Genomic DNA, 17,846 nt, shown 5'->3' with positions numbered 1-17,846 from the left:
ATATCGTCCGGCTCACGCCGCAACAAGCGAACCGCCGGTGGGCGACCGGCTGAAATGCAAGAAGATCGGCCATCTGCCAGGATCGGCGCGTTATGCCGCAGGCGCGATGACGCTAAAAGGCATGTCGTTGACGGCTTCTGCCTGTTTTTCGGCCTTACCACCCGCAAGAATGGGACATGAGCCTTGCGACACTGACACCGGGTCCACGTGACACGCATGCGATCGGCGCCGCCGCCTTCGGTGGCGCGCTGCTGGTGTGGCGCCGTCTCCCTGCCCTCATAACGCTGTGCACACGTGCCGACGACGTCCTGCGTGGCGGCTTCGACGGCGATCCCTTGAGTGCCGAGCAGCGATTTGGGCCGGATGAGTATCTGAAGCGCGTGCGGCGCCTGCGGGCGGCCTTCCGCCAGGACGAGATCATCAATGTGGCCTTCAAGCGAGCCCTGACCGAGACGGGTCTTGGTGCCGGCGATTGCTTCTGGGATCCGCTGCAATTGCGCGTCGTGCCGGCGCAAGGGTCGCATCACGGCCGGCGCATCATGCCCCTGCCCGCCCATCGCGACAATTGGGGTTCCAATATCGGCCAGCAGATCAATTGGTGGTCACCGCTCTATCCGTTGAGCGAGGGGCGCTCGATCCTGTTTTACCCTGCCTATTTCGATAAGCCTGTCGCCAACAGCAGTGCGGATTGGGATTTTGAGACGCTGAAACGGCTGATGAACGAGGGCAAGGCAGATCAATATCCGGTCCTGCCGGTCGTCACCGAAACACTGCCGGCGGATGCCGCCAAAGCTGTCGTCATCGAGCCAGGCGACATGCTGGCCTTCTCCGGCCAGCACCTCCATGGCAGCATCGCCACCGACACATCGGCGACGCGCTTCAGCGTCGAAAGCCGCACGGTCAATCTTGCCCACGTCACCGCCGGTCTCGCCGCCCCCAATGTCGACGGCCGCGCCCCGCGCGTGGTCCCTGACTGGTTCGAACATGTCGTGAGCGGGGAACGGTTGAGTTTCTAGCTAACACGACCTCAAGGTGATAATGTTCCCGCCCCTTCTATCGAACAATCAGGTCCGCAGATGACACCTGAAACAGGCGAGATTTATACGAAAGCGCGTCGAGATGCGGTCGATTTCGCGGTTGTTTTCTTCTTGTCCATTGCGACGTTTGATTATTTTACCGGCTCAGACAGGAGCGTACAGGCGCTTGCTTTTCAAACCTTGCTGACAGCCGCATTCTATCTTGCCTTCACGTTCTGGCGTCTCAGGTCGAAGAATTTGCCGTACCCTCGGCTGCGCGATGGTCCTCACAAAAAATCACGCAGCTTGTTTTAGCCTGCAAACAAAAAGGCCGGGCAAATGCCCGGCCTTTTGCATTTCGATGATCGCGCGTCTCAGGCACCGGCGGTCGCGTCGCTGCGACGATCGGTATAGATGTAGAGCGGCTTTGCCTTGCCATCGACCACTTCGCGGCTGATGACGATGGCTTCAACGCCGTCGAGGCCGGGCAGATCGAACATGGGTTCCAAGAGGATGCTCTCCATGATCGAGCGCAGGCCGCGGGCGCCGGTCTTGCGCTGAATGGCGCGGCGAGCAATGGCGCCCAGCGCGTCTTCAGCGAATTCGAGGCGCACGTCTTCCATTTCGAACAGTCGCTGATACTGCTTCACCAGCGCGTTCTTCGGTTCGGTCAGAATCTTGATGAGGGCCGGTTCATCGAGGTCTTCGAGTGTCGCCACGACAGGGAGACGGCCGACGAATTCGGGGATGAGGCCGAACTTCAGCAAATCCTCGGGCTCGACCTCTTTCAGGATTTCGCCCGTGCCACGCTCATCCGGACCACGCACATCGGCGCCGAAGCCGATCGCCGAACCGGTGCGGCCACGCTGGCTGATGACGCGCTCGAGGCCGGCAAAGGCACCGCCGCAGATGAAGAGGATGTTGGTGGTGTCGACCTGCAGGAACTCCTGCTGCGGATGCTTGCGGCCACCCTGCGGCGGAACGCTGGCAACGGTGCCTTCCATGATCTTCAGCAAGGCCTGCTGCACGCCCTCGCCGGACACGTCGCGGGTGATCGAGGGGTTGTCCGACTTGCGGCTGATCTTGTCGACTTCGTCGATATAGACGATGCCGCGCTGCGCGCGCTCGACATTGTAGTCGGCGGCCTGCAACAGCTTCAGGATGATGTTCTCGACATCCTCGCCGACATAGCCGGCTTCGGTCAGTGTCGTCGCATCTGCCATGGTGAAGGGCACGTCGATGATGCGCGCCAGCGTCTGGGCGAGCAGCGTCTTGCCGCAACCTGTGGGGCCGACGAGCAGGATGTTCGACTTCGCCAACTCGACGTCGTTGTTTTTGCCCAGATGCGCGAGGCGCTTGTAGTGGTTGTGGACCGCGACCGAGAGGATGCGCTTGGCATGGCCCTGTCCGATCACATAGTCGTCGAGGACCTTGCAGATGTCCTTGGGGCTCGGCACGCCGTCGCGGGACTTGACCAACGTGGTCTTGTGCTCCTCGCGGATGATGTCCATGCACAGTTCGACGCATTCGTCGCAGATGAACACCGTGGGACCGGCGATGAGCTTGCGAACCTCATGCTGCGACTTGCCGCAGAAGGAGCAGTAGAGGGTGTTTTTGGAGTCACCGCTGGCGGATTTATTCATTTCCGATCCATTCGAGCTTCGGGCAGCATTGATTCAATTGGCTGAATCGCCCGGTCATTGGTCAATGTAGCCCCCCGTTCCGGCGCCGCACAACGTCATTTTGCAACAGAACGCGGATTGAGGTACCTACCGGGAACAAATCGGCACCCGGCATGCCATTCACAAGCCCATTTTGCGCATGGCTTCGTCCACAAAAGGTTAAGGCCCGATCCGGCGGACTATCCGACAGACCGGGCCATGACCATAACGAGAACGGGGCCTTGGGCTTTACAGCGTTCAGGCAGCCTTGTCCTTGCCGTCCAGCATCGGCGGACGCTCGTTGACCACTTCATCGATCAGGCCGAATTCCTTGGCCTCCTCCGGCGTCATGTAGCGGTCGCGCTCCATGGCGTTCTCGATCGTGGCGAGATCCTGGCCCGTGTGGCGGACATAGATCTTGTTCAGGCGATCACGCGTGCGGAGGATTTCCTTGGCGTGGATCTCGATATCCGTCGCCTGGCCCTGATAGCCGCCCGAGGGCTGATGGATCATGATGTTCGAATGCGGCAGGCTGAAGCGCTTGCCCTTGGCGCCGGCGGTCAGCAGCAGCGATCCGGCCGAGGCCGCAAGCCCGATGCAGACGGTCGACACTTCGGGGCGGATGTACTGCATGGTGTCGTACATCGCGAGGCCTGAGGAGACGACGCCGCCCGGCGAGTTGATGTAGATCGAGATTTCCTTGTTCGGGTTTTCCGATTCCAGGAACAGCAGCTGGGCGCATACGACGCTTGCCATGCCGTCATTGACCGGGCCGACCAGGAAAATGATGCGCTCCTTGAGGAGGCGCGAATAGATGTCGTAGGAGCGCTCGCCGCGATTGGTCTGCTCGACCACCATCGGCACGAGATAATTGTTATAGATCTCGACGGGATCTCTGTCTCTCATCATCCACTCTCAAGATGGGGCTAAGCGGTCATCCGCGGCGCGAATGGCGACTCACCCGAAGCTTATGAAGCGCGATCTTAGCGAGTGGCGGGATTCTGGCAAACCGTTCCAGATCTGAAACGGGCAGATCTGAAACAGCTGCCAGAGTCGCAATCACTTAGTCGCGGCGGCCCTTGAGCTCCGCTTCGCCTTCGGCGGCGAACGCCTCGGGCGAAACCTTCCGCTCGCTGACCTTGGCGCGCTCGAGGATGTAGTCGACGACCTTTTCCTCGTAGAGCGGCGCACGCAGCTGGTTGAGCGCTTCCGGCGAACGCTGGTAGTACTCGATCACCTGCTGCTGCTGACCGGGATAGCGCTGCGCCTCCTGAATGAGGGCGCGGCTCAATTCCTCGTTCGGCACCTGGATGTTGTTCTGACGGCCGACTTCAGAGAGAAGCAGGCCGAGCTTCACGCGACGTTCGGCGATGTCGCGGTATTCCTTCTTCAACACCTCTTCCGACTTGCCCTTGTCTTCCTCGTCGAGGCGGTCGGCCTTCATATCGGCTTCGATCTGCTGCCAGATGGCGCCGAACTCGGCCTCAACCAGGCTCTCCGGAAGAGTGAAATTGTGATTGTCGGCCAAAACGTCAAGGAGCTTGCGCTTCACGCGGGCACGGGCGACCGCGCCGTATTCCTTCTCGATGCGCTCGCGGGCCTGCTTCTTCAGTTCAGCGAGGTCGGTGAGACCCAGCGACTTTGCCAGCTCATCGTCGACCGGCACGTCCTTCAGACGACGCACTTCCTGCACCGTGACGCCGAAGCTCGCTTCCTTGCCGGCAAGATCCGAATTGCCGTATTCGGCCGGGAAGGTCACCTTCACGGTCTTCTTGTCACCCTTTTTCGCGCCGACCAGCTGCTCTTCGAAGCCCGGGATGAACTGGCCCGAGCCGAGTTCCAGATGGTGGCCATCGGCCTTGCCGCCCTCGAATTCAACGCCGTCGATCGAACCGACGAAATCGATGACGACGATGTCGCCATTGGCGGCAGCGTCGTCCACCGGATCGGAGGCACGCTGGCGCTTGGCGATGCGCTTCAGGCTTTCTTCCACTTCGGTCTCGGGGACTTCGACACCGACGCGCTCCAGCGAAACGGTGGTGAAATCCATCGGCGTCACTTCCGGAATGACTTCCATGGCGACCGAGAATTCGAGGTCGGCGCCGTCCTTGAATTCACCCACCAGCTCGACCTTGGGCTGGCCGGCCGGACGCAGGTTGCGCTCGGTCATCAGCTGCTGCGAGCTCTGCTGCACACTTTCCTCGAGCACTTCGCCCATGACGGACTGCTCATAGCGCTGCTTCAGGAGCGACATCGGCACCTTGCCGGGGCGGAAGCCGGGAATCTTCAGCTTGTGGCTGAGCTCGTTCAGCTTGCCGTCGACCTTCTCGCGCAAAGCGGCGGCCGGGACGGCGATCTTGTATTCCCGCTTCAGACCCTGGTTGAGGGTTTCGGTAACCTGCATGGCAGCACTCTTTCAGACTTGGGTTCAAAATGCGTTCTGGCAACGTCACCAGGGGCTTGGCGGGCAAATCCGCGCCAGCTGCGAAACGACCCTATCGGGCTGGATTGGTGCGGGCGGAGGGACTTGAACCCCCACGACTTGCGTCACGGGAACCTAAATCCCGCGCGTCTACCAATTTCGCCACGCCCGCTCATCTCAAGGTCGCCTCGAGCGGCGCCGAAGCACGCCCGTCGGCCCCGGTTCGCACCGGTTCCGGGCCGGGGGTGTAGCCCAGCCCGGCCGGAGCGACAAGCGAAAAAGGCCTAATAGGTCTAGAGGATGCCTCCGGCCCAGCGCAAGCGCCACCAGGGGCCGGTGGCCGCCATCCCCTCGCCCACGACCCGCCAGCCGAGCTGCCGGTAAAAGGCGAAAGCGCGCGCATTGGCCTTATCGGTCTTGAGCTCGAGGTCCCCCTTGGCCCGCTTGCGAACCTCGTCCAGCAACGCCCGGCCGGCGCCGCGTCCCTGAAACCCCGGCACAATGTAAAGAGAATGGATGAAGTTTGTCGGCCAATACACTGAAATATATCCGACTATTTGGTCATCAATTAACGCGACCCATTGCTCTTCCCCGATGACGCTGTCGGCATAGGCTGCCGCCGTTTTGCCCGCATCGGGTTCATGCGGAAAGGTAGCCGTCACGGTCTCGACGAAGATCCGGATACAGGCGGCTTGGTCCGCCAGACCCGCGCGCCGCACCGCGATGGTCATCCAAGCCCTGCCAGCAGCGCTGGAATGGCGCCCGGTAGGTCCTCCGCGATGAGGCCGGGTCCAAGGGCGAGGCCCGCCTTGCCATGAAACCAGACAGCTGCTGCAGCCGCCGGATAGGCCGGCATTCCCTGGGCGAGGAGCCCCAGGATGAGGCCCGCCAGCACGTCGCCGGAGCCAGCCGTGGCAAGATAGGGGCTGCTGACGTCGTTGATCAGAATGCTGCCGTCCGGCGCGGCAATGACGGTATCAGCCCCCTTCAGGACGATCACAGCCTTGGCACGGGCCGCCGCGCGGCGGGCGCGTTCCACCTTGGCAAGCTCCGGCCCCAAATCGGGAAAAAGACGCCGGAATTCGCCCTCGTGGGGCGTCAGCACCACATCCGCGCGACCCAGCGTGAAAAGATCGTCCGGCCGATCGGCAAAGGCCGTCAGACCACCGCCGTCGACGACAGCCGGCCGACCCGCCGAAAGCGCCGTGATCACGCCCTCCCGCGTTGTGGTGTTTGGAACCAGGCCGGATCCGACCAGCACGGCGGAGATGCGGCGGTCCATCAGGATCTCGACCAGATCCTCGGCCCGTGCGGCTGGCTTGGCGATGATGCCCGGTTGATCGGCCATGTAGAGCGTGAGTGTCGCAGCCGGTGCCGCCACGCTCAGCATGCCCGCGCCGATGCGCCTGGCACCCAGGGCAGCCAGTCGCCCGGCCCCGGGCATCTCGCTGCTGCCGATCACCAAGGCATGGCCGCGGCTGTATTTGTGATCGAGGGGGCCCGGCCTTGGCAAGGAAGAGCCCCAAAAGCCATTGTCGTTGCGGAACGTCTTTCCACCCGCCGGCACAATCGTTTCATCAAGCCCGATCGGTGCCACGACAAGTGTTCCGCAATAGGCGCGTCCAGGCAGCAGGAGGTGCCCGACCTTCGCCCAGCCGAAGGTGACCGTGTTTGTCGCCCGGATGGCCGCCCCCAGAACACGGCCATCATCCGCTGAAATCCCACTCGGGACGTCGACGGCCCAGGTCACCGCGCCGGACCGATTGACCCAATCGATCGCTGCGGTCGCTTTTCCTTCAAGTTTTCGATCGAGGCCAATGCCGAACAGGGCGTCGACGACCAGGAACGGCCGTGGCCAATCGGCCGGCTCGAATGGCAGAAGATTGCCACCCTGCCCCCACTTCGCCGCGGCCGTTGCTGCGTCCCCCTGATAATCCTGGAGCGCACGCATGGCGGCCACTTGGACGTCGAAGCCAGCGTGCCGAAGCAAATCGGCAATGACGAAACCGTCGCCGCCATTGTTACCTGGGCCACAGAGGACCAGGACGGGGCCGACATCCGGCGCATGCGCGCGGCTGATCGCATCTGCCACCGCGGCACCGGCGCGGCGCATCAACTCATAACTGTCGTTCCCACGGGCAAAATAGGCCCGCTCCGCCGCGCGCATCTCTGACGAGGTGACGACGGGTTGCCGTACCAATGACATGATCAGTTGATGACGGTGCGGCAGAACTGCCCGCTGATGCGCGCGTGGATTTTGTCGCACATCTCCTGCGCGTCCTTCAGCGTCGGATAGGGGCCGACGTAAATGCGATAGACCTTGCGGTCGGCGCTGATGAAAGGCCGGATGGTATGCTCTGCCTTGTTGAGATCGGGCTTCAACTGCAATTTCAGGCTGCTGAACTGAGTCTCGGCAGAGGGGCTGGTGCCGCGCTCATCGAGCCAGATGTAAAAGCGCTTCTCGGCTGGCGACAGGGTCTCCGCCATCGGAATGTCGGGTTGCACGCCATCCGCGCTGATCGTGTCTTCGGCGCTCGAGGCTGCCTCGCCTTCGCTTCCAGGGTCGGCAGATGAAGCCGCCTCTTCGGCCGGACTGGCGGCGCCTTCGGCATTTTCTGCGACCGATGTTTCGCCCTCTTCTTCGGCAGCAGGTTCAGTGTGTTCGCCAGCGTGAGCCTCGGCCTGCCCCTCTGCCTGGCCCTCGGCAGGAGCAGCTTCGCTGGCGGCGGCATGGTCGCCCTCGGCCGCCCCCGGTTCGGCTGCGTGTTCGCCCTCGGCCTGCGGCTCTTCGGCGGCATGCCCTTCTTCAGCCACAGCAGCGACGGGTGCTTCTTCATGGGCATCGGTTGGCGCCGCTTCTGCATGCGCGTCGGACGCCACGCTCGTCGCCTCGCCATTCGACTCACTGGCGGCCTCTGCGCCATGCGTGTCGGCGGCATGGCCTTCCGTCGGCGCGGCGCCGCCTTCGCTCGTGGGCGCTTCAGCGGTCTGTTCTTCGGCCGCGTGCCCCTCAGTCGTTTGCCCCTCGGCCGTGTGCCCCTCGGTTGCATGGGCTTCCGGCGCCGGCTCAGCGGCAGTGCTGGCAGCGGCCGGTTCGGCCGCGTGCCCTGAGGGTTCCGCCGGCGCGGCGTTTTCGGCCGTCGACGTCGCATGTCCTGTTTCGGCTGCTTGGCCACCCTCGGCCTGCGGTTCCGTTCCATGACCCTCGGCGGGCTGCGCCTCAGTTGCATGGCCTTCAGTCGGCGCTGGCGCTGGTTCGGCAGCAGCGACGGGCGCAGCCGGCTTGGGCAATTCGGTCAGTTTCTGCTTGGCCTTCAAGCTGCCGGCGGCGGCAGCCTTTTCAAGCCACATATAAGCTTGGTCGGAATTCTTGGCGACGCCATGACCGGTCCGATAGAACTCGGCCAAATCGATCTGCGCTTCGACCAGATTGTTTTCAGCGGCCTGCGCAATCCAATGCGCCGCCTGCTTCTCATCCTTGTCGACGCCGTCGCCACGGTCATAGAGCAGGCCAAGGTTATATTGGGCTTGGGCATGCTTTGCTTCGGCGGCCTTGGTCCAAAGTTGCACGGTCTGCTTTTTGTCGGCGGGAACGCCGTTGCCCAGCATGTATTGGACGCCAAGATTGAACTGGGCCGTGGCATTGCCGGCCTCGGCCGCCTTGGTCCAATAGGCGATCGCCTTGTTCTGATCCTTCTTCACACCCAAGCCGTCGGCATAGAGCATGGCGAGGTTATTCATGGCAGGTGCAAAACCCTGCTCGGCCGCCGCTTCGTACCACTTCAAGGCTTGCGCGATATCAGGCTTTGTCCCCCGCCCGCTTTGCAGCAGCAAGCCGAGGGCGTGCTGCGCACGCTTGTCCCCTTCCAGTGCCGCCTTCTTCCATTCCACCAGCGCCTGTTCAAAAGCGCCGGCGTTGAACGCGTCCAGGCCGCTCTTGTAGTCGGCACGCGCCAAACCGGCGCCGGCACCAGCGAGGATGGCCGCACAAAGGGTGGTCGCCAGCACCTGGCGCCGAAGGGTCCGACTCAGCTTCATGAGCGTTAATATGCCGTCCGGGCGCTTCCGGGGCTAGTGTCGGGTGATGGGGGGCGTTTCCGACCGGGCCGGCTGGCGGATGTTGGCGGGGATGACCGGCCCGCCCTGGTGGTGAATCATCCGCCATTCCCCGTCTTCCTCGGCAAAGAGGTTGGTACAGGCGATCTGGCCGCCACCGATGACTTCCAGCACGCAGGCGATGCCGATGTTGCCCACCAGGCTCATTTGCTGCGGCACGAAGGTGATGTCCCCGGGATGGCCGTGCAGGAAGATCTGGCGCCAGGAGTCCAGGATATCAATCCTGGAGAGGAGCGGCCCTGCACCGGGATGCAGGCAGGTAACCGGCAGCTTCGCCGCCCAAAGACGGCGCATCGCATCGAAATCGGCCCGGGCGAAAGCTTGATAGAAGGCGGCGTTGGCGGCCTCGAAGGCATTGGGCATCGACATGAGGATCCTCAAATCTGAGGCCCTATGGATAGTCCAAGCGCGCCCTTGAAGTCGATGGCCCGTCTATCAGCTAAGCTATCAGCTCAGCCGCCGTTGCTGTTGCCGCCGCCACCATTGGATGGGGGCTCATGTGCCGGCGGATCGCTGCGCCCTTCGGAATTCGGATCCCGGCCGTGGTCATTGTCGCCCTCATCCGTGCCGTCCCCGCCGTAGGTGGGGGCGTTGCGCTTGGGTAGGGTCAAGGCGTCATATCCATCGGGGAGTTGCCGCGCAGCCGCCACTTTGGTGCTGCAATTGGGCAGCACGGTCACCTGCATGCCGGTCATCGCCAGTGATGAACCTTTGCCACCGCAGCCCGAAACTTCGACTGCGCCGGAGACGACATTCACCTCGGTCCGTCCGTCGTCCCAGACATAGATAACGAGTTCGGTCCCACGGATCACCATTGTGGCAGTCGGCGTGTGGAGGCGGACATCTTCCTCGGTGGTCATCTTGCCGCCGATGTAGCGAAAGGCGCCTTTCGTGAACGAAATTTCCGCCGCTCCCACGGTCGTCGACGGGTCATAGGCGAAGCTGTCCAGCCGTACTTCGGCGTTACTGCCCAGTTGCACCGTCGTGTCATCCAGAAACTGGAGCGCGGTCGAACCGGCGGCATCCGTGCGCACTGTATCGAGGGCGAAGACGCTGTCGGAGAAATGAATGGCATGGCTCGCCGTCCGGCCGTTGGGTTCGGCCACGGCACCGTTGTATTGGCGCTGCACAACCTCGCCGATGCGCGACTCTGTCGCAAATGCCGGCGCGATCACGGCCAGCGCGACCACGCCCAGGGAAATCCTTGAGAGTTTCTTCTGCTTCATTTTCTGTATCCGTCCGTCCTCGGTGCGTCCCGCCAGTTCGTCGCGATGGCGAGCCGGCTGGTTCAACCCTGCACGCCTATTCGTACATCACTGGAAGGTCGGGAAGATCCGCATCGACCACAGCCACGTCGTCTCCCGTTCGGGATACATGCGCATCGGCCGGCCAGTTCTCCAGCACCAGCATCCCTGATGCGAGTGCCACGAAAACCAAGGCCAGGAAACGGCGGGAAGAGACGAAAGTGGGAACGGCGCGCGCCATGGTGCAGGTCCATTCGAGGATGCTTGAATGGACTCTATGTAGGCCGCTGAAACGATTCCGGCTGTGACCCAGGCCACAGCCGGCGGTGATTTCGTGTTGGGCCGTTAACAGTCGGCCATCAGGCCGCTTTTGCGGCCGCCCGGCGCCGGCGGGCCGCAAAACCAAGCCCGATCAGGCCGGTTGCCAGGAAGGGCAGCGCCGCCGGCAGCGGCGTCTGAACGACGTTGAGATCGTCGAGCGCGAACTGCCTGCCGGAAACCCCATAAACTGGCTTACCTCCATAGGACACAAAAGTTAACTCGTCGATGCCAGTCCAATTGAATAGCAGTGTCGCGTACATCTGCGTCGTTAATGTGACGGTCTGCGCATAGAGTTGCGCACCATTGCGAAAACCAGCGATGTCAAGTTGCAGACCCTCATTGAATGCTGCGGTGAGCGACGCGCTGATGAAATCGAAGGTGGAGGAACTGCTCAATGAGGCTGCTTCACCAAACCCATTCAGGCCGACGTAGATTCCAGACGATGCCCCGGTGATGTATCCATTGTTTGGAAAGTCGGCGTCGTATCGGTGGCCGTCGACAACATAAAAATTGTTCCACTGCAGATCGCCATATCCATCTGCAATCTTCGCAGGCGCCCCGGGCGCTCCAAGGCTTTCAAAATCCAATGTTGCGGCGTTAACTGCCGGCGAGAGGAGTACGAATGATCCAAGCACCATGATCGCGACGAGTAAGGTCCGTAAGTATTGCCGAATCATCACCGACACCTCTCATTAATGTTTCGTGCGTCGCGCTCAGCTACCGGAGAGTGCCAAGGGTGAAGCGACGATATGCGTCGAAAGGCATGTGTTCAAGCGCACTGAGCCTACGGCGACTATTACACCTATCGGACTGTGGCGAAGGAGCCACTAATGCCTATTTCTGCTTAAAAAAACACCGGCCCGAGATGCTCGCGCCGGTGTTATTTCAATGGTTGTTACTGACATGGAAGCTCATTTAGGCGTGCCGGGGTCTTCCTCACCGCCCGTGCCCTCACCTTCACCTTCACCTTCACCTTCGCCCTCACCATCTCCGTCAGTCGGCTCGGGCGACGGCTCCGGATCCGCCTGCGGCGGGTCGGCGCGCGGCGGAGTCCGGTCCCTGTCTCTGTCGCGGTCGTTGCTAGGACCACCGGCACCCGGGCCGCCACCATCTTCATCGCCACCGGCAGCCGTCGAGAACTCGCCGAGGTCATCTGGCACATCGAGTGCCGCGAGGTCATCCGGAATGGCGCGAACGGCGGTGACGCTGGCCGCGCAGCTGACGGGCACGATGACCCGCTGGCCCTGGGCAGCTGGAACCGCCTCGCCCTTGTTGCAGGGGTCGACATCGACAGCACCGCTGACGACGTTGACTTCAGTCGTCCCGTCGAGGCCGACGAAGATGACCAGCTCGGTGCCGCGAATTGTCATGGTGGCCGTTGGCGTCACCAGCTTGACGTTCTCGTCGCTCTTCATCTTGCCGCCGACGTAACGGAAGGCGCCGACTGCCATCGAGATTTTGCCGGCACCTTCGGCGCTGCTGGGATCGAAGACGAAGTCGTCGAGTTTCACCATCGCGTTGGGGCCGACGTCGAAGCGCGTCTCATCCAGAAACTGCATCTGGGTGGCGCCACCCTCGCCCGTCGCCACGGTGTCGAGGGCTGAAACCTGATCCTGGTAGCGGATTTCCTTGGTGGCTTCCGTCCCATCCGGGGTCGCCGTCGCGCCGCGGTAGTCTTGCAGGATCACCTTGCCGATCACGTCGGCCGAGGCGCTCGAGCTCAATAGGGTTGCAAAGCTGGTAAAGGCCACAAGCAAGGTCCCGGTCGTCAGGACTCTGTTGAGCACTGAAGTGCGGGCGTTCGACATGGTTCCCGGAATACGGGTCATTTTCGCTACCTTCCATCAAGACGGGGCACGCGGGCCGCGGCCACGCGGGCATTTCAATTTTTAACGAATTGATAACGAATTTTAGCTAACCGCCGGATGAAAATCCAGGGGAGGGAAGCCCCGGCACCACACCTAATTGTAGTTAAGTGGCCATCGAGAGGCCGTTTCATATTCTTTTAGGGTGGCTGTGGCGAATTCGTCGCTGTCCCGCCCTTGCCTTGACCAATTTGGCGCTGCGCCGCAACATCGGCGCGACTCACCGAGACCACCCAAAAGGACCCGCCATGATCGGTCGCCTCAACCACGTTGCCATTGCTGTTCCGGACCTCGACCAGGCGGCGGCCCTTTATCGCGATACTTTGGGCGCCAAGGTGTCAGCCCCGGTGCCGCAGCCAAAGCACGGCGTTACGGTCATCTTCATCGATCTCGGGAATACCAAGATCGAACTCCTTCATCCGCTGGGGGCCGATTCCCCCATCGGCGCGTTTCTGGGGCGCAATCCCGCAGGCGGCATCCATCACATCTGCTATGAGGTTGATGATATTCTGGCCGCGCGCGACCAGTTGAAGGCAACGGGGGCCCGTGTGCTCGGGGATGGCGAGCCCAAGATCGGTGCCCACGACAAGCCGGTCCTGTTCCTGCACCCCAAGGATTTTCTGGGCACACTTATCGAACTGGAACAGGCGTGAGTGCGTAAATATGTCAGGTGTAATGACGCAAATTTTTATGTACGTCGTGATCTGGTGGCTGACCTTGTTCGCGGTCCTGCCCTGGGGTGTCCGTCGTACTGAGCAGAACGAAGCCGGTCATGACCCTGGCGCCCCCGCCAACCCCATGCTGTTCAAAAAGGCCATCGCGACCACGCTGATTGCCGCAGCAATCTGGGGTGTTGCCTTTATGTTCTTTCACGTCTATGGCTTTACCCTGCTGGAATTGATCGACAAGGTCGGCTTCTAAAAGGGTTTTGCATGAGCAGCTATTGCCGGATCGCGCCGGGCCATGAGTTCCACGGGCCCTATCACGAACATCATTACGGCTTCCCGATTGCCGACGATAACGAGTTGTTCGAGCGTCTGGTCCTGGAGATCAACCAGGCCGGCCTTTCATGGCTTACCATCCTGAAGAAGCAGGAATCCTTCCGCGCGGCCTATAGCGGTTTCGATATCGCCAAGGTGGCGCGTTATGGCGACAAGCAGCGCGAGCGGCTGCTCGGCGATGCCGGCATCATTCGCAACAAGCTGAAGGTGAATGCGGCAATCGAAAACGCCAAGCGGATCCAGGTCCTGCAGAAGAGCCACGGCTCGTTCGCGGCCTGGCTTGCCGCGCACCATCCCAAGACGAAAGCTGAGTGGGTGAAGCTTTTCAAGCGGGAGTTCGTCTTTACGGGCGGCGAAATCGTCGGCGAGTTCCTGATGTCGATCGGGTATCTGCCTGGGACCCACGCCGAGGACTGCCCAGTCTACGCCAAGATCGCCAAGCTCGGTCCGCCCTGGCTGAAGGCGGTCAAGGCCGGGATGGCATATTGATCAAATGGAAAGAGGCAGATCCGATCCGGACCTGCCTCTTTATGGACCCGAAAAAGGTCCCTCCCCCACCGAATTTTGAACCTTGTGGTCGTCCCAGAACTTGGACCGTGCGGTCTCTGTTAGTCTTTATTTTAACCCGTCGACTCCCCAGTCGACGGAGAGAACCCTAGCCAAATTTCAAACGGAAGTCACGGTAGGTTTTATTCGGCCAACGTTTTGGCAGGACCAAACAAATCGCGCATCTTTCGAAAGCAAGCGAAAGACTTCACCGGGGGTGCGGCGCGAAGATTCCATGGAAATTTGAGTGATTGCGAAATGCTGCGATGCAGCATGCCTTATCCTCTCGCTCAATGTTCATCGGATGCAGCCCAGGCCGCCATGGCAAATTCCTGCCCGTTCGAGAAACTGTAAGCGGCCGGATAAGCCTCCTTCGCCTGCTCGGCATAGCCGGTCTCCACGGCCTTCTTGAAATACCTGGCGGCGGCATTTGCATCGCCATCAAGCATCGCGCCGACACCCAGATAAAATTCTGCCTCGCCTAGCCGTTGTCGCGACAAGCGTGGGTCCGGCGTCTCGGCAGCCGCCAGCAGGTCGGCCGGCTGCCCGCCCTGCACAAGTCGGCGCAGCACAGGCATCGGCCAAATGTCGTTGCGGTCGGAAAGGGAGGTGACATCTGCTGGAATAGGCTTATTGGCGGCCCGTGCGACGAGTGCAGCCCAGACGGCGCCATATAGCTGATCCGGATAAGTGGCGCGGTATCTATCAATGGCGGCCGCTGCCCTTTCAACCTCGCCGTTCATCAGCAGGATACCCACCGCCAAAAGATCGGCGTGCCGGCGTATGGGGGATTGCAAAGCCATTTGCTCGAGCGCCGCGATGGCGCCAGCCGGGTCGCCACCCATCAGCTGTGCTTCGGCGCTGAGCAGCCTGCAGGCATCTTCCCACGCATCTCCGGCCGGCAACTGGGCACAGGCCTGGACGGCCCCCTTGGAAGACTTTGTGGCAAAGCGCGCAAGTGCCAATCGATAATGCCCGTACCCCGCCCCCGGCTTCAACGACACCAACGCTGCAAAATCCTCGCTGGCCTGCGGATAGAATTGCAGGGCCATTCTCAAGTCACCCCGTTCCTGCAGCGCTTCGGCATCTTCCGGAGCCTGCGCAAGCGCCCGGTCGTAGCTGGCCAGAGCGTCCTGGCTGCGGCCGAGTTTTGCCATGACCTTGGCCCGGCCCTTCCAGATGTCGCTTCTCTCTGGCGGCAAACGACTGGCGATGTCGTAGTCCTTCAGGGCCGCCGTCAGATCCCCTTGCTGGGCCCAATATCTGGCGCGCTGGGCAAAGCCGCATTTGGCTGTCGGCACACCTTCGATCGCAGCGTTATAGGCAGCAAGCGCCAGGCGATTCTCGTCCTGCATTTCATAGACCTGGCCAAGGTTGCAATTCAGTTCAAGAAGACTGGGATGTGTGTGCATCGCCTCCTTGATGAACACCAAGGCCTCGTCGAAGGGCATCGCGTAAGGGGCATAGAGAGCTGCGTTGGCAACCGCGCATCTATTATCCGCATCGAGGCGCATGCCCTGGGCATAGAGATCGAAGGCTTCGCGCAGCTTCCCTTCCTGGGCTTTCAAACGTGCGCGCTGGCAGGCGGCGGCGCTGGCTGCTTTGTCGTTCTCGCCGATATCGGCCTGCGCCAAAAGCGCCATTTCGTTCTGACCGTGCAACTCCAGCAAATGAGCGCGAATGAACTTGGTGCAATCTGACAGGGGCCCCAGCTTTTCAGCTGCATCGGTGGCGGCAAGACCTTCCTCCACCCGACCGAGATCGCGCAATGTGGCGGCGCGTACGCAATAGACATCGTCGCTCGGGCTGAGCGCGATCGCCTTGTCTGTCAGTTCGAGTGCCTCGGCAAGACGGCCGTATTTGCGGGCAATGTTGGCAAGGTTGATATATGGCGATGCGCTGCCCGGATCGATCTTCGAGGCCGTGCTGAAGTCCTTAATCGCCGCTTCGACATTGTTCATACCCAGGTTTGCGGTGCCGCGATTATTGAGCGCCCAAGACTGATGCCGTTGCGTCAGCCCGCCCTTGGCAAGCACGTTGTCGCACGCCCGGAAGCGGAGCGTCGGGTCGTTCGACATGTCGCGGCAGATCGGCCAATCCGGGCCGTAATCCCCGTCATCGGATGCTTGTGCCGCCATTGTCGGCATTTCTGGCTGTGCGACGACGGCTGGCGCTGGAACTTGCGGCGGGGCCTTGTCCACTGAGAGATAGCCCGCGACGCCACCGAGTGCGATCGCCAGGATGAATGCAACGACGATGAGAATTCGGCTCATGGCGCGACCTCGCGCAATCTCGCGGTACCGACCGACATCTCAAGAATGTTGTTATCGTTCATAACGGCCGGTTCGCCCATGAGCGTCGTCTGGACCATGCCAAAGGCAATCCCCGCATCACGCAGGGCAAGAAGATGTTGCGTGACGGAAGCTGGCGGTGCCTGGGTCACGAGGCCCCATTCGGCGATAAAGAAATGCGCCTGGGCAAGGCGGGTTGCGCGCAGTTCCGCCGGTGACCGGTCGATCTGGGCGAAGATGTCGGTCTCGGCAGCAGAACCAGCAAAGAATGCGAAAACTGAAGACGGCCAATGATCGCCCAACTCCCTGGCTTTGTCCGCGGCTTCGTCCTTGCCGGCCATACCAGCGCGGTACTGCGCCAGGAACCGCCAAACCAAGGCACGCACGCCCAGCCGGTCGAGCTTGAGTTGCTCGGCAAAGTCCCCAGCCGCGGTCTTGTAGTCTTGAAGCATGTAATTGGCAGCGCCGCGCACATCCCACAGAGGCGTCTTGGCGAACTTGCCGCCCAACGTCAGATCGCCATCTTCCCTGACCGCATCGAAATGCTGGGCGACCAACGCCGGCCCCATCCGCTGCAGCCGGATCTCGTCGCGGGCGGGCGCCAGTTCCAACGCCTTGGTGTAGGCTTGGTAAGACTCCTCGTTGCGCATCATGTTGGTGAGGAGTTGGCCCATCGCGATGAAGGCTTCGACATTGCTGGGGTCGAGTTCGGCCGACTTCATCACATCCGCGAGTGCCTTCGCGTTGTCGCCCTTGCGCATATAGGCCAGGCCGCGCTGCAACAGCGCTTCAGGATCTTCGCCATTTTCGGTCAGCAGGGCGTTCGCGGTTGCCAGTTGCGCGTCTGCTTTGCCGGTCCAGTGATTGTTGAAGGCGAGATAGCGCCGCTTGATGTCGGTATTTTCGGGGGCGAGGCGCAGCGCTTCCTCGAAATCCGCCCGCGCGAGGTCGCGCAGCGCAAAGTCGCCATCCCCCTTTGCCTGCCCCGCAATCACTCCCGCAATTACCTGGGCACGGCGGGACAAGGCGTCGGCACGCGCATCGGCCGGCAAGGCCTCGTTGTGTCCCGCAAAACCGCAGGCTTCAACGCGGAGGCGATCCGTGACGCTGTCGGCCCGGCACAACGCCAAATAGTCCGTTTGCGCCTTGGCCGATGCCGCCGATGGCAGGCCAATGAAGATCGCGATCAACGCGGAGGAATACGCAAGGAACGACAGCGGCCGCGACATGTGATTCCAGATTCAGCCATAGGTTGCTTAACCATAACCGATAGGTCGATTGGCGCAACTTTTGGCATTTAAGCCAAATGCGGGGATCACTGGCCAAACGGCTTTGATTTTGTTGGTAGATTCGCGTGGGAAAA

18 protein-coding genes and 1 tRNA gene are annotated in these 17,846 nt (G+C 61.6%); 5 read left to right on the top strand and 14 right to left on the bottom strand.

Going from position 1 to position 17,846, the window contains the following annotated elements:
- Window positions 1-176: 176 nt before the first annotated feature.
- Together SMD31_RS19935 and SMD31_RS19930 are read left to right on the top strand one after the other, a co-directional pair.
- Window positions 177-1,016: a hypothetical protein gene (locus SMD31_RS19935; protein ID WP_320502691.1), complete on the top strand. Its 840-nt coding sequence runs from the start codon at window positions 177-179 to the stop codon at window positions 1,014-1,016.
- A gap of 60 nt (window positions 1,017-1,076) precedes the next feature.
- Window positions 1,077-1,331, top strand: a complete 255-nt coding sequence (locus SMD31_RS19930) for a hypothetical protein (protein WP_320502690.1) — start codon at window positions 1,077-1,079, stop codon at window positions 1,329-1,331.
- 59 nt (window positions 1,332-1,390) lie between these two features.
- Here the strand turns inward: SMD31_RS19930 and clpX are convergent, their stop codons facing one another.
- The 12 genes from clpX to SMD31_RS19870 all read right to left on the bottom strand — a co-directional run bounded on the left by clpX (window position 1,391) and on the right by SMD31_RS19870 (window position 12,609).
- On the bottom strand, window positions 1,391-2,659 hold the full coding sequence (gene clpX / locus SMD31_RS19925; RefSeq protein WP_320502689.1) for an ATP-dependent Clp protease ATP-binding subunit ClpX: 1,269 nt from the start codon (window positions 2,657-2,659) through the stop codon (window positions 1,391-1,393).
- Between the two features lie 276 nt (window positions 2,660-2,935).
- A complete protein-coding gene (clpP, locus tag SMD31_RS19920) occupies window positions 2,936-3,583 on the bottom strand; it encodes an ATP-dependent Clp endopeptidase proteolytic subunit ClpP (protein WP_320502881.1) in 648 nt (215 codons plus the stop codon).
- Between the two features lie 157 nt (window positions 3,584-3,740).
- The gene (tig, locus tag SMD31_RS19915; RefSeq protein ID WP_320502688.1) at window positions 3,741-5,081 is read right to left on the bottom strand and encodes a trigger factor; all 1,341 of its coding nucleotides are present in this window, start codon (window positions 5,079-5,081) and stop codon (window positions 3,741-3,743) included.
- 105 nt (window positions 5,082-5,186) lie between these two features.
- Window positions 5,187-5,271 (bottom strand) — tRNA-Leu (locus SMD31_RS19910).
- Window positions 5,272-5,392: 121 nt separating this feature from the next.
- Window positions 5,393-5,830, bottom strand: a complete 438-nt coding sequence (locus SMD31_RS19905; protein WP_320502687.1) for a GNAT family N-acetyltransferase — start codon at window positions 5,828-5,830, stop codon at window positions 5,393-5,395.
- Window positions 5,827-7,299, bottom strand: a complete 1,473-nt coding sequence (locus SMD31_RS19900) for an NAD(P)H-hydrate dehydratase (protein WP_320502686.1) — start codon at window positions 7,297-7,299, stop codon at window positions 5,827-5,829. Before SMD31_RS19900 ends, SMD31_RS19905 begins: the two co-directional genes overlap by 4 nt.
- An 8-nt stretch (window positions 7,300-7,307) precedes the next feature.
- Window positions 7,308-9,137, bottom strand: coding sequence for a tetratricopeptide repeat protein (locus SMD31_RS19895; RefSeq protein ID WP_320502685.1), 1,830 nt, complete (start codon window positions 9,135-9,137; stop codon window positions 7,308-7,310).
- 33 nt (window positions 9,138-9,170) lie between these two features.
- A complete protein-coding gene (locus SMD31_RS19890; RefSeq protein WP_320502684.1) occupies window positions 9,171-9,584 on the bottom strand; it encodes a nuclear transport factor 2 family protein in 414 nt (137 codons plus the stop codon).
- Between the two features lie 83 nt (window positions 9,585-9,667).
- Window positions 9,668-10,441, bottom strand: a complete 774-nt coding sequence (locus SMD31_RS19885; RefSeq protein WP_320502683.1) for a FecR family protein — start codon at window positions 10,439-10,441, stop codon at window positions 9,668-9,670.
- A 76-nt stretch (window positions 10,442-10,517) separates the two neighbouring features.
- Entirely contained in the window at window positions 10,518-10,700 is a 183-nt protein-coding gene (locus SMD31_RS19880) for a hypothetical protein (protein ID WP_320502682.1), read from the bottom strand.
- 118 nt (window positions 10,701-10,818) lie between these two features.
- Window positions 10,819-11,457 (bottom strand): VPLPA-CTERM sorting domain-containing protein, encoded by a 639-nt coding sequence (locus SMD31_RS19875; RefSeq protein ID WP_320502880.1) that lies wholly within the window; start codon window positions 11,455-11,457, stop codon window positions 10,819-10,821.
- Between the two features lie 234 nt (window positions 11,458-11,691).
- The gene (locus tag SMD31_RS19870) at window positions 11,692-12,609 is read right to left on the bottom strand and encodes a FecR family protein (RefSeq protein WP_320502681.1); all 918 of its coding nucleotides are present in this window, start codon (window positions 12,607-12,609) and stop codon (window positions 11,692-11,694) included.
- Window positions 12,610-12,893: 284 nt separating this feature from the next.
- On the opposite strand from SMD31_RS19870, the gene mce reads away from it, so the two are divergent.
- The 3 genes from mce to SMD31_RS19855 are packed head-to-tail and all read left to right on the top strand — an operon-like array spanning window position 12,894 to window position 14,135.
- Complete coding sequence (gene mce / locus SMD31_RS19865) at window positions 12,894-13,298, top strand: methylmalonyl-CoA epimerase (RefSeq protein WP_320502680.1); 405 nt, start codon at window positions 12,894-12,896, stop codon at window positions 13,296-13,298.
- Between the two features lie 22 nt (window positions 13,299-13,320).
- On the top strand, window positions 13,321-13,566 hold the full coding sequence (locus SMD31_RS19860) for a DUF1467 family protein (RefSeq protein WP_320502679.1): 246 nt from the start codon (window positions 13,321-13,323) through the stop codon (window positions 13,564-13,566).
- 11 nt (window positions 13,567-13,577) lie between these two features.
- Window positions 13,578-14,135: a DNA-3-methyladenine glycosylase I gene (locus SMD31_RS19855; protein ID WP_320502678.1), complete on the top strand. Its 558-nt coding sequence runs from the start codon at window positions 13,578-13,580 to the stop codon at window positions 14,133-14,135.
- 347 nt (window positions 14,136-14,482) lie between these two features.
- Here SMD31_RS19855 and SMD31_RS19850 read toward each other — a convergent pair whose 3' ends face one another.
- Entirely contained in the window at window positions 14,483-16,465 is a 1,983-nt protein-coding gene (locus tag SMD31_RS19850) for a tetratricopeptide repeat protein (RefSeq protein ID WP_320502677.1), read from the bottom strand.
- On the bottom strand, window positions 16,462-17,712 hold the full coding sequence (locus SMD31_RS19845) for a tetratricopeptide repeat protein (protein ID WP_320502676.1): 1,251 nt from the start codon (window positions 17,710-17,712) through the stop codon (window positions 16,462-16,464). The genes SMD31_RS19850 and SMD31_RS19845 overlap by 4 nt, the downstream gene beginning before the upstream one ends.
- Window positions 17,713-17,846: the final 134 nt, after the last annotated feature.

The sequence above is a fragment of the Dongia rigui genome (assembly GCF_034044635.1).
Lineage (GTDB): Bacteria > Pseudomonadota > Alphaproteobacteria > Dongiales > Dongiaceae > Dongia > Dongia rigui.
This window is presented reverse-complemented; position numbering and strand designations above follow the sequence as displayed.

Excerpts from the sequence above, each read along its gene's own strand:
- SMD31_RS19890 (WP_320502684.1), bottom strand. The coding sequence starts at position 9,584 with ATGTCGATGCCCAATGCCTTCGAGGCCGCCAACGCCGCCTTCTATCAA.
- tig (WP_320502688.1), bottom strand. The coding sequence starts at position 5,081 with ATGCAGGTTACCGAAACCCTCAACCAGGGTCTGAAGCGGGAATACAAG.
- SMD31_RS19855 (WP_320502678.1), top strand. The coding sequence starts at position 13,578 with ATGAGCAGCTATTGCCGGATCGCGCCGGGCCATGAGTTCCACGGGCCC.
- SMD31_RS19935 (WP_320502691.1), top strand. The coding sequence starts at position 177 with ATGAGCCTTGCGACACTGACACCGGGTCCACGTGACACGCATGCGATC.
- SMD31_RS19870 (WP_320502681.1), bottom strand. The coding sequence starts at position 12,609 with ATGACCCGTATTCCGGGAACCATGTCGAACGCCCGCACTTCAGTGCTC.
- clpX (WP_320502689.1), bottom strand. The coding sequence starts at position 2,659 with ATGAATAAATCCGCCAGCGGTGACTCCAAAAACACCCTCTACTGCTCC.
- SMD31_RS19860 (WP_320502679.1), top strand. The coding sequence starts at position 13,321 with ATGACGCAAATTTTTATGTACGTCGTGATCTGGTGGCTGACCTTGTTC.
- SMD31_RS19845 (WP_320502676.1), bottom strand. The coding sequence starts at position 17,712 with ATGTCGCGGCCGCTGTCGTTCCTTGCGTATTCCTCCGCGTTGATCGCG.
- clpP (WP_320502881.1), bottom strand. The coding sequence starts at position 3,583 with ATGAGAGACAGAGATCCCGTCGAGATCTATAACAATTATCTCGTGCCG.
- SMD31_RS19930 (WP_320502690.1), top strand. The coding sequence starts at position 1,077 with ATGACACCTGAAACAGGCGAGATTTATACGAAAGCGCGTCGAGATGCG.
- SMD31_RS19895 (WP_320502685.1), bottom strand. The coding sequence starts at position 9,137 with ATGAAGCTGAGTCGGACCCTTCGGCGCCAGGTGCTGGCGACCACCCTT.
- SMD31_RS19905 (WP_320502687.1), bottom strand. The coding sequence starts at position 5,830 with ATGACCATCGCGGTGCGGCGCGCGGGTCTGGCGGACCAAGCCGCCTGT.
- mce (WP_320502680.1), top strand. The coding sequence starts at position 12,894 with ATGATCGGTCGCCTCAACCACGTTGCCATTGCTGTTCCGGACCTCGAC.
- SMD31_RS19875 (WP_320502880.1), bottom strand. The coding sequence starts at position 11,457 with ATGATTCGGCAATACTTACGGACCTTACTCGTCGCGATCATGGTGCTT.
- SMD31_RS19850 (WP_320502677.1), bottom strand. The coding sequence starts at position 16,465 with ATGAGCCGAATTCTCATCGTCGTTGCATTCATCCTGGCGATCGCACTC.
- SMD31_RS19880 (WP_320502682.1), bottom strand. The coding sequence starts at position 10,700 with ATGGCGCGCGCCGTTCCCACTTTCGTCTCTTCCCGCCGTTTCCTGGCC.
- SMD31_RS19885 (WP_320502683.1), bottom strand. The coding sequence starts at position 10,441 with ATGAAGCAGAAGAAACTCTCAAGGATTTCCCTGGGCGTGGTCGCGCTG.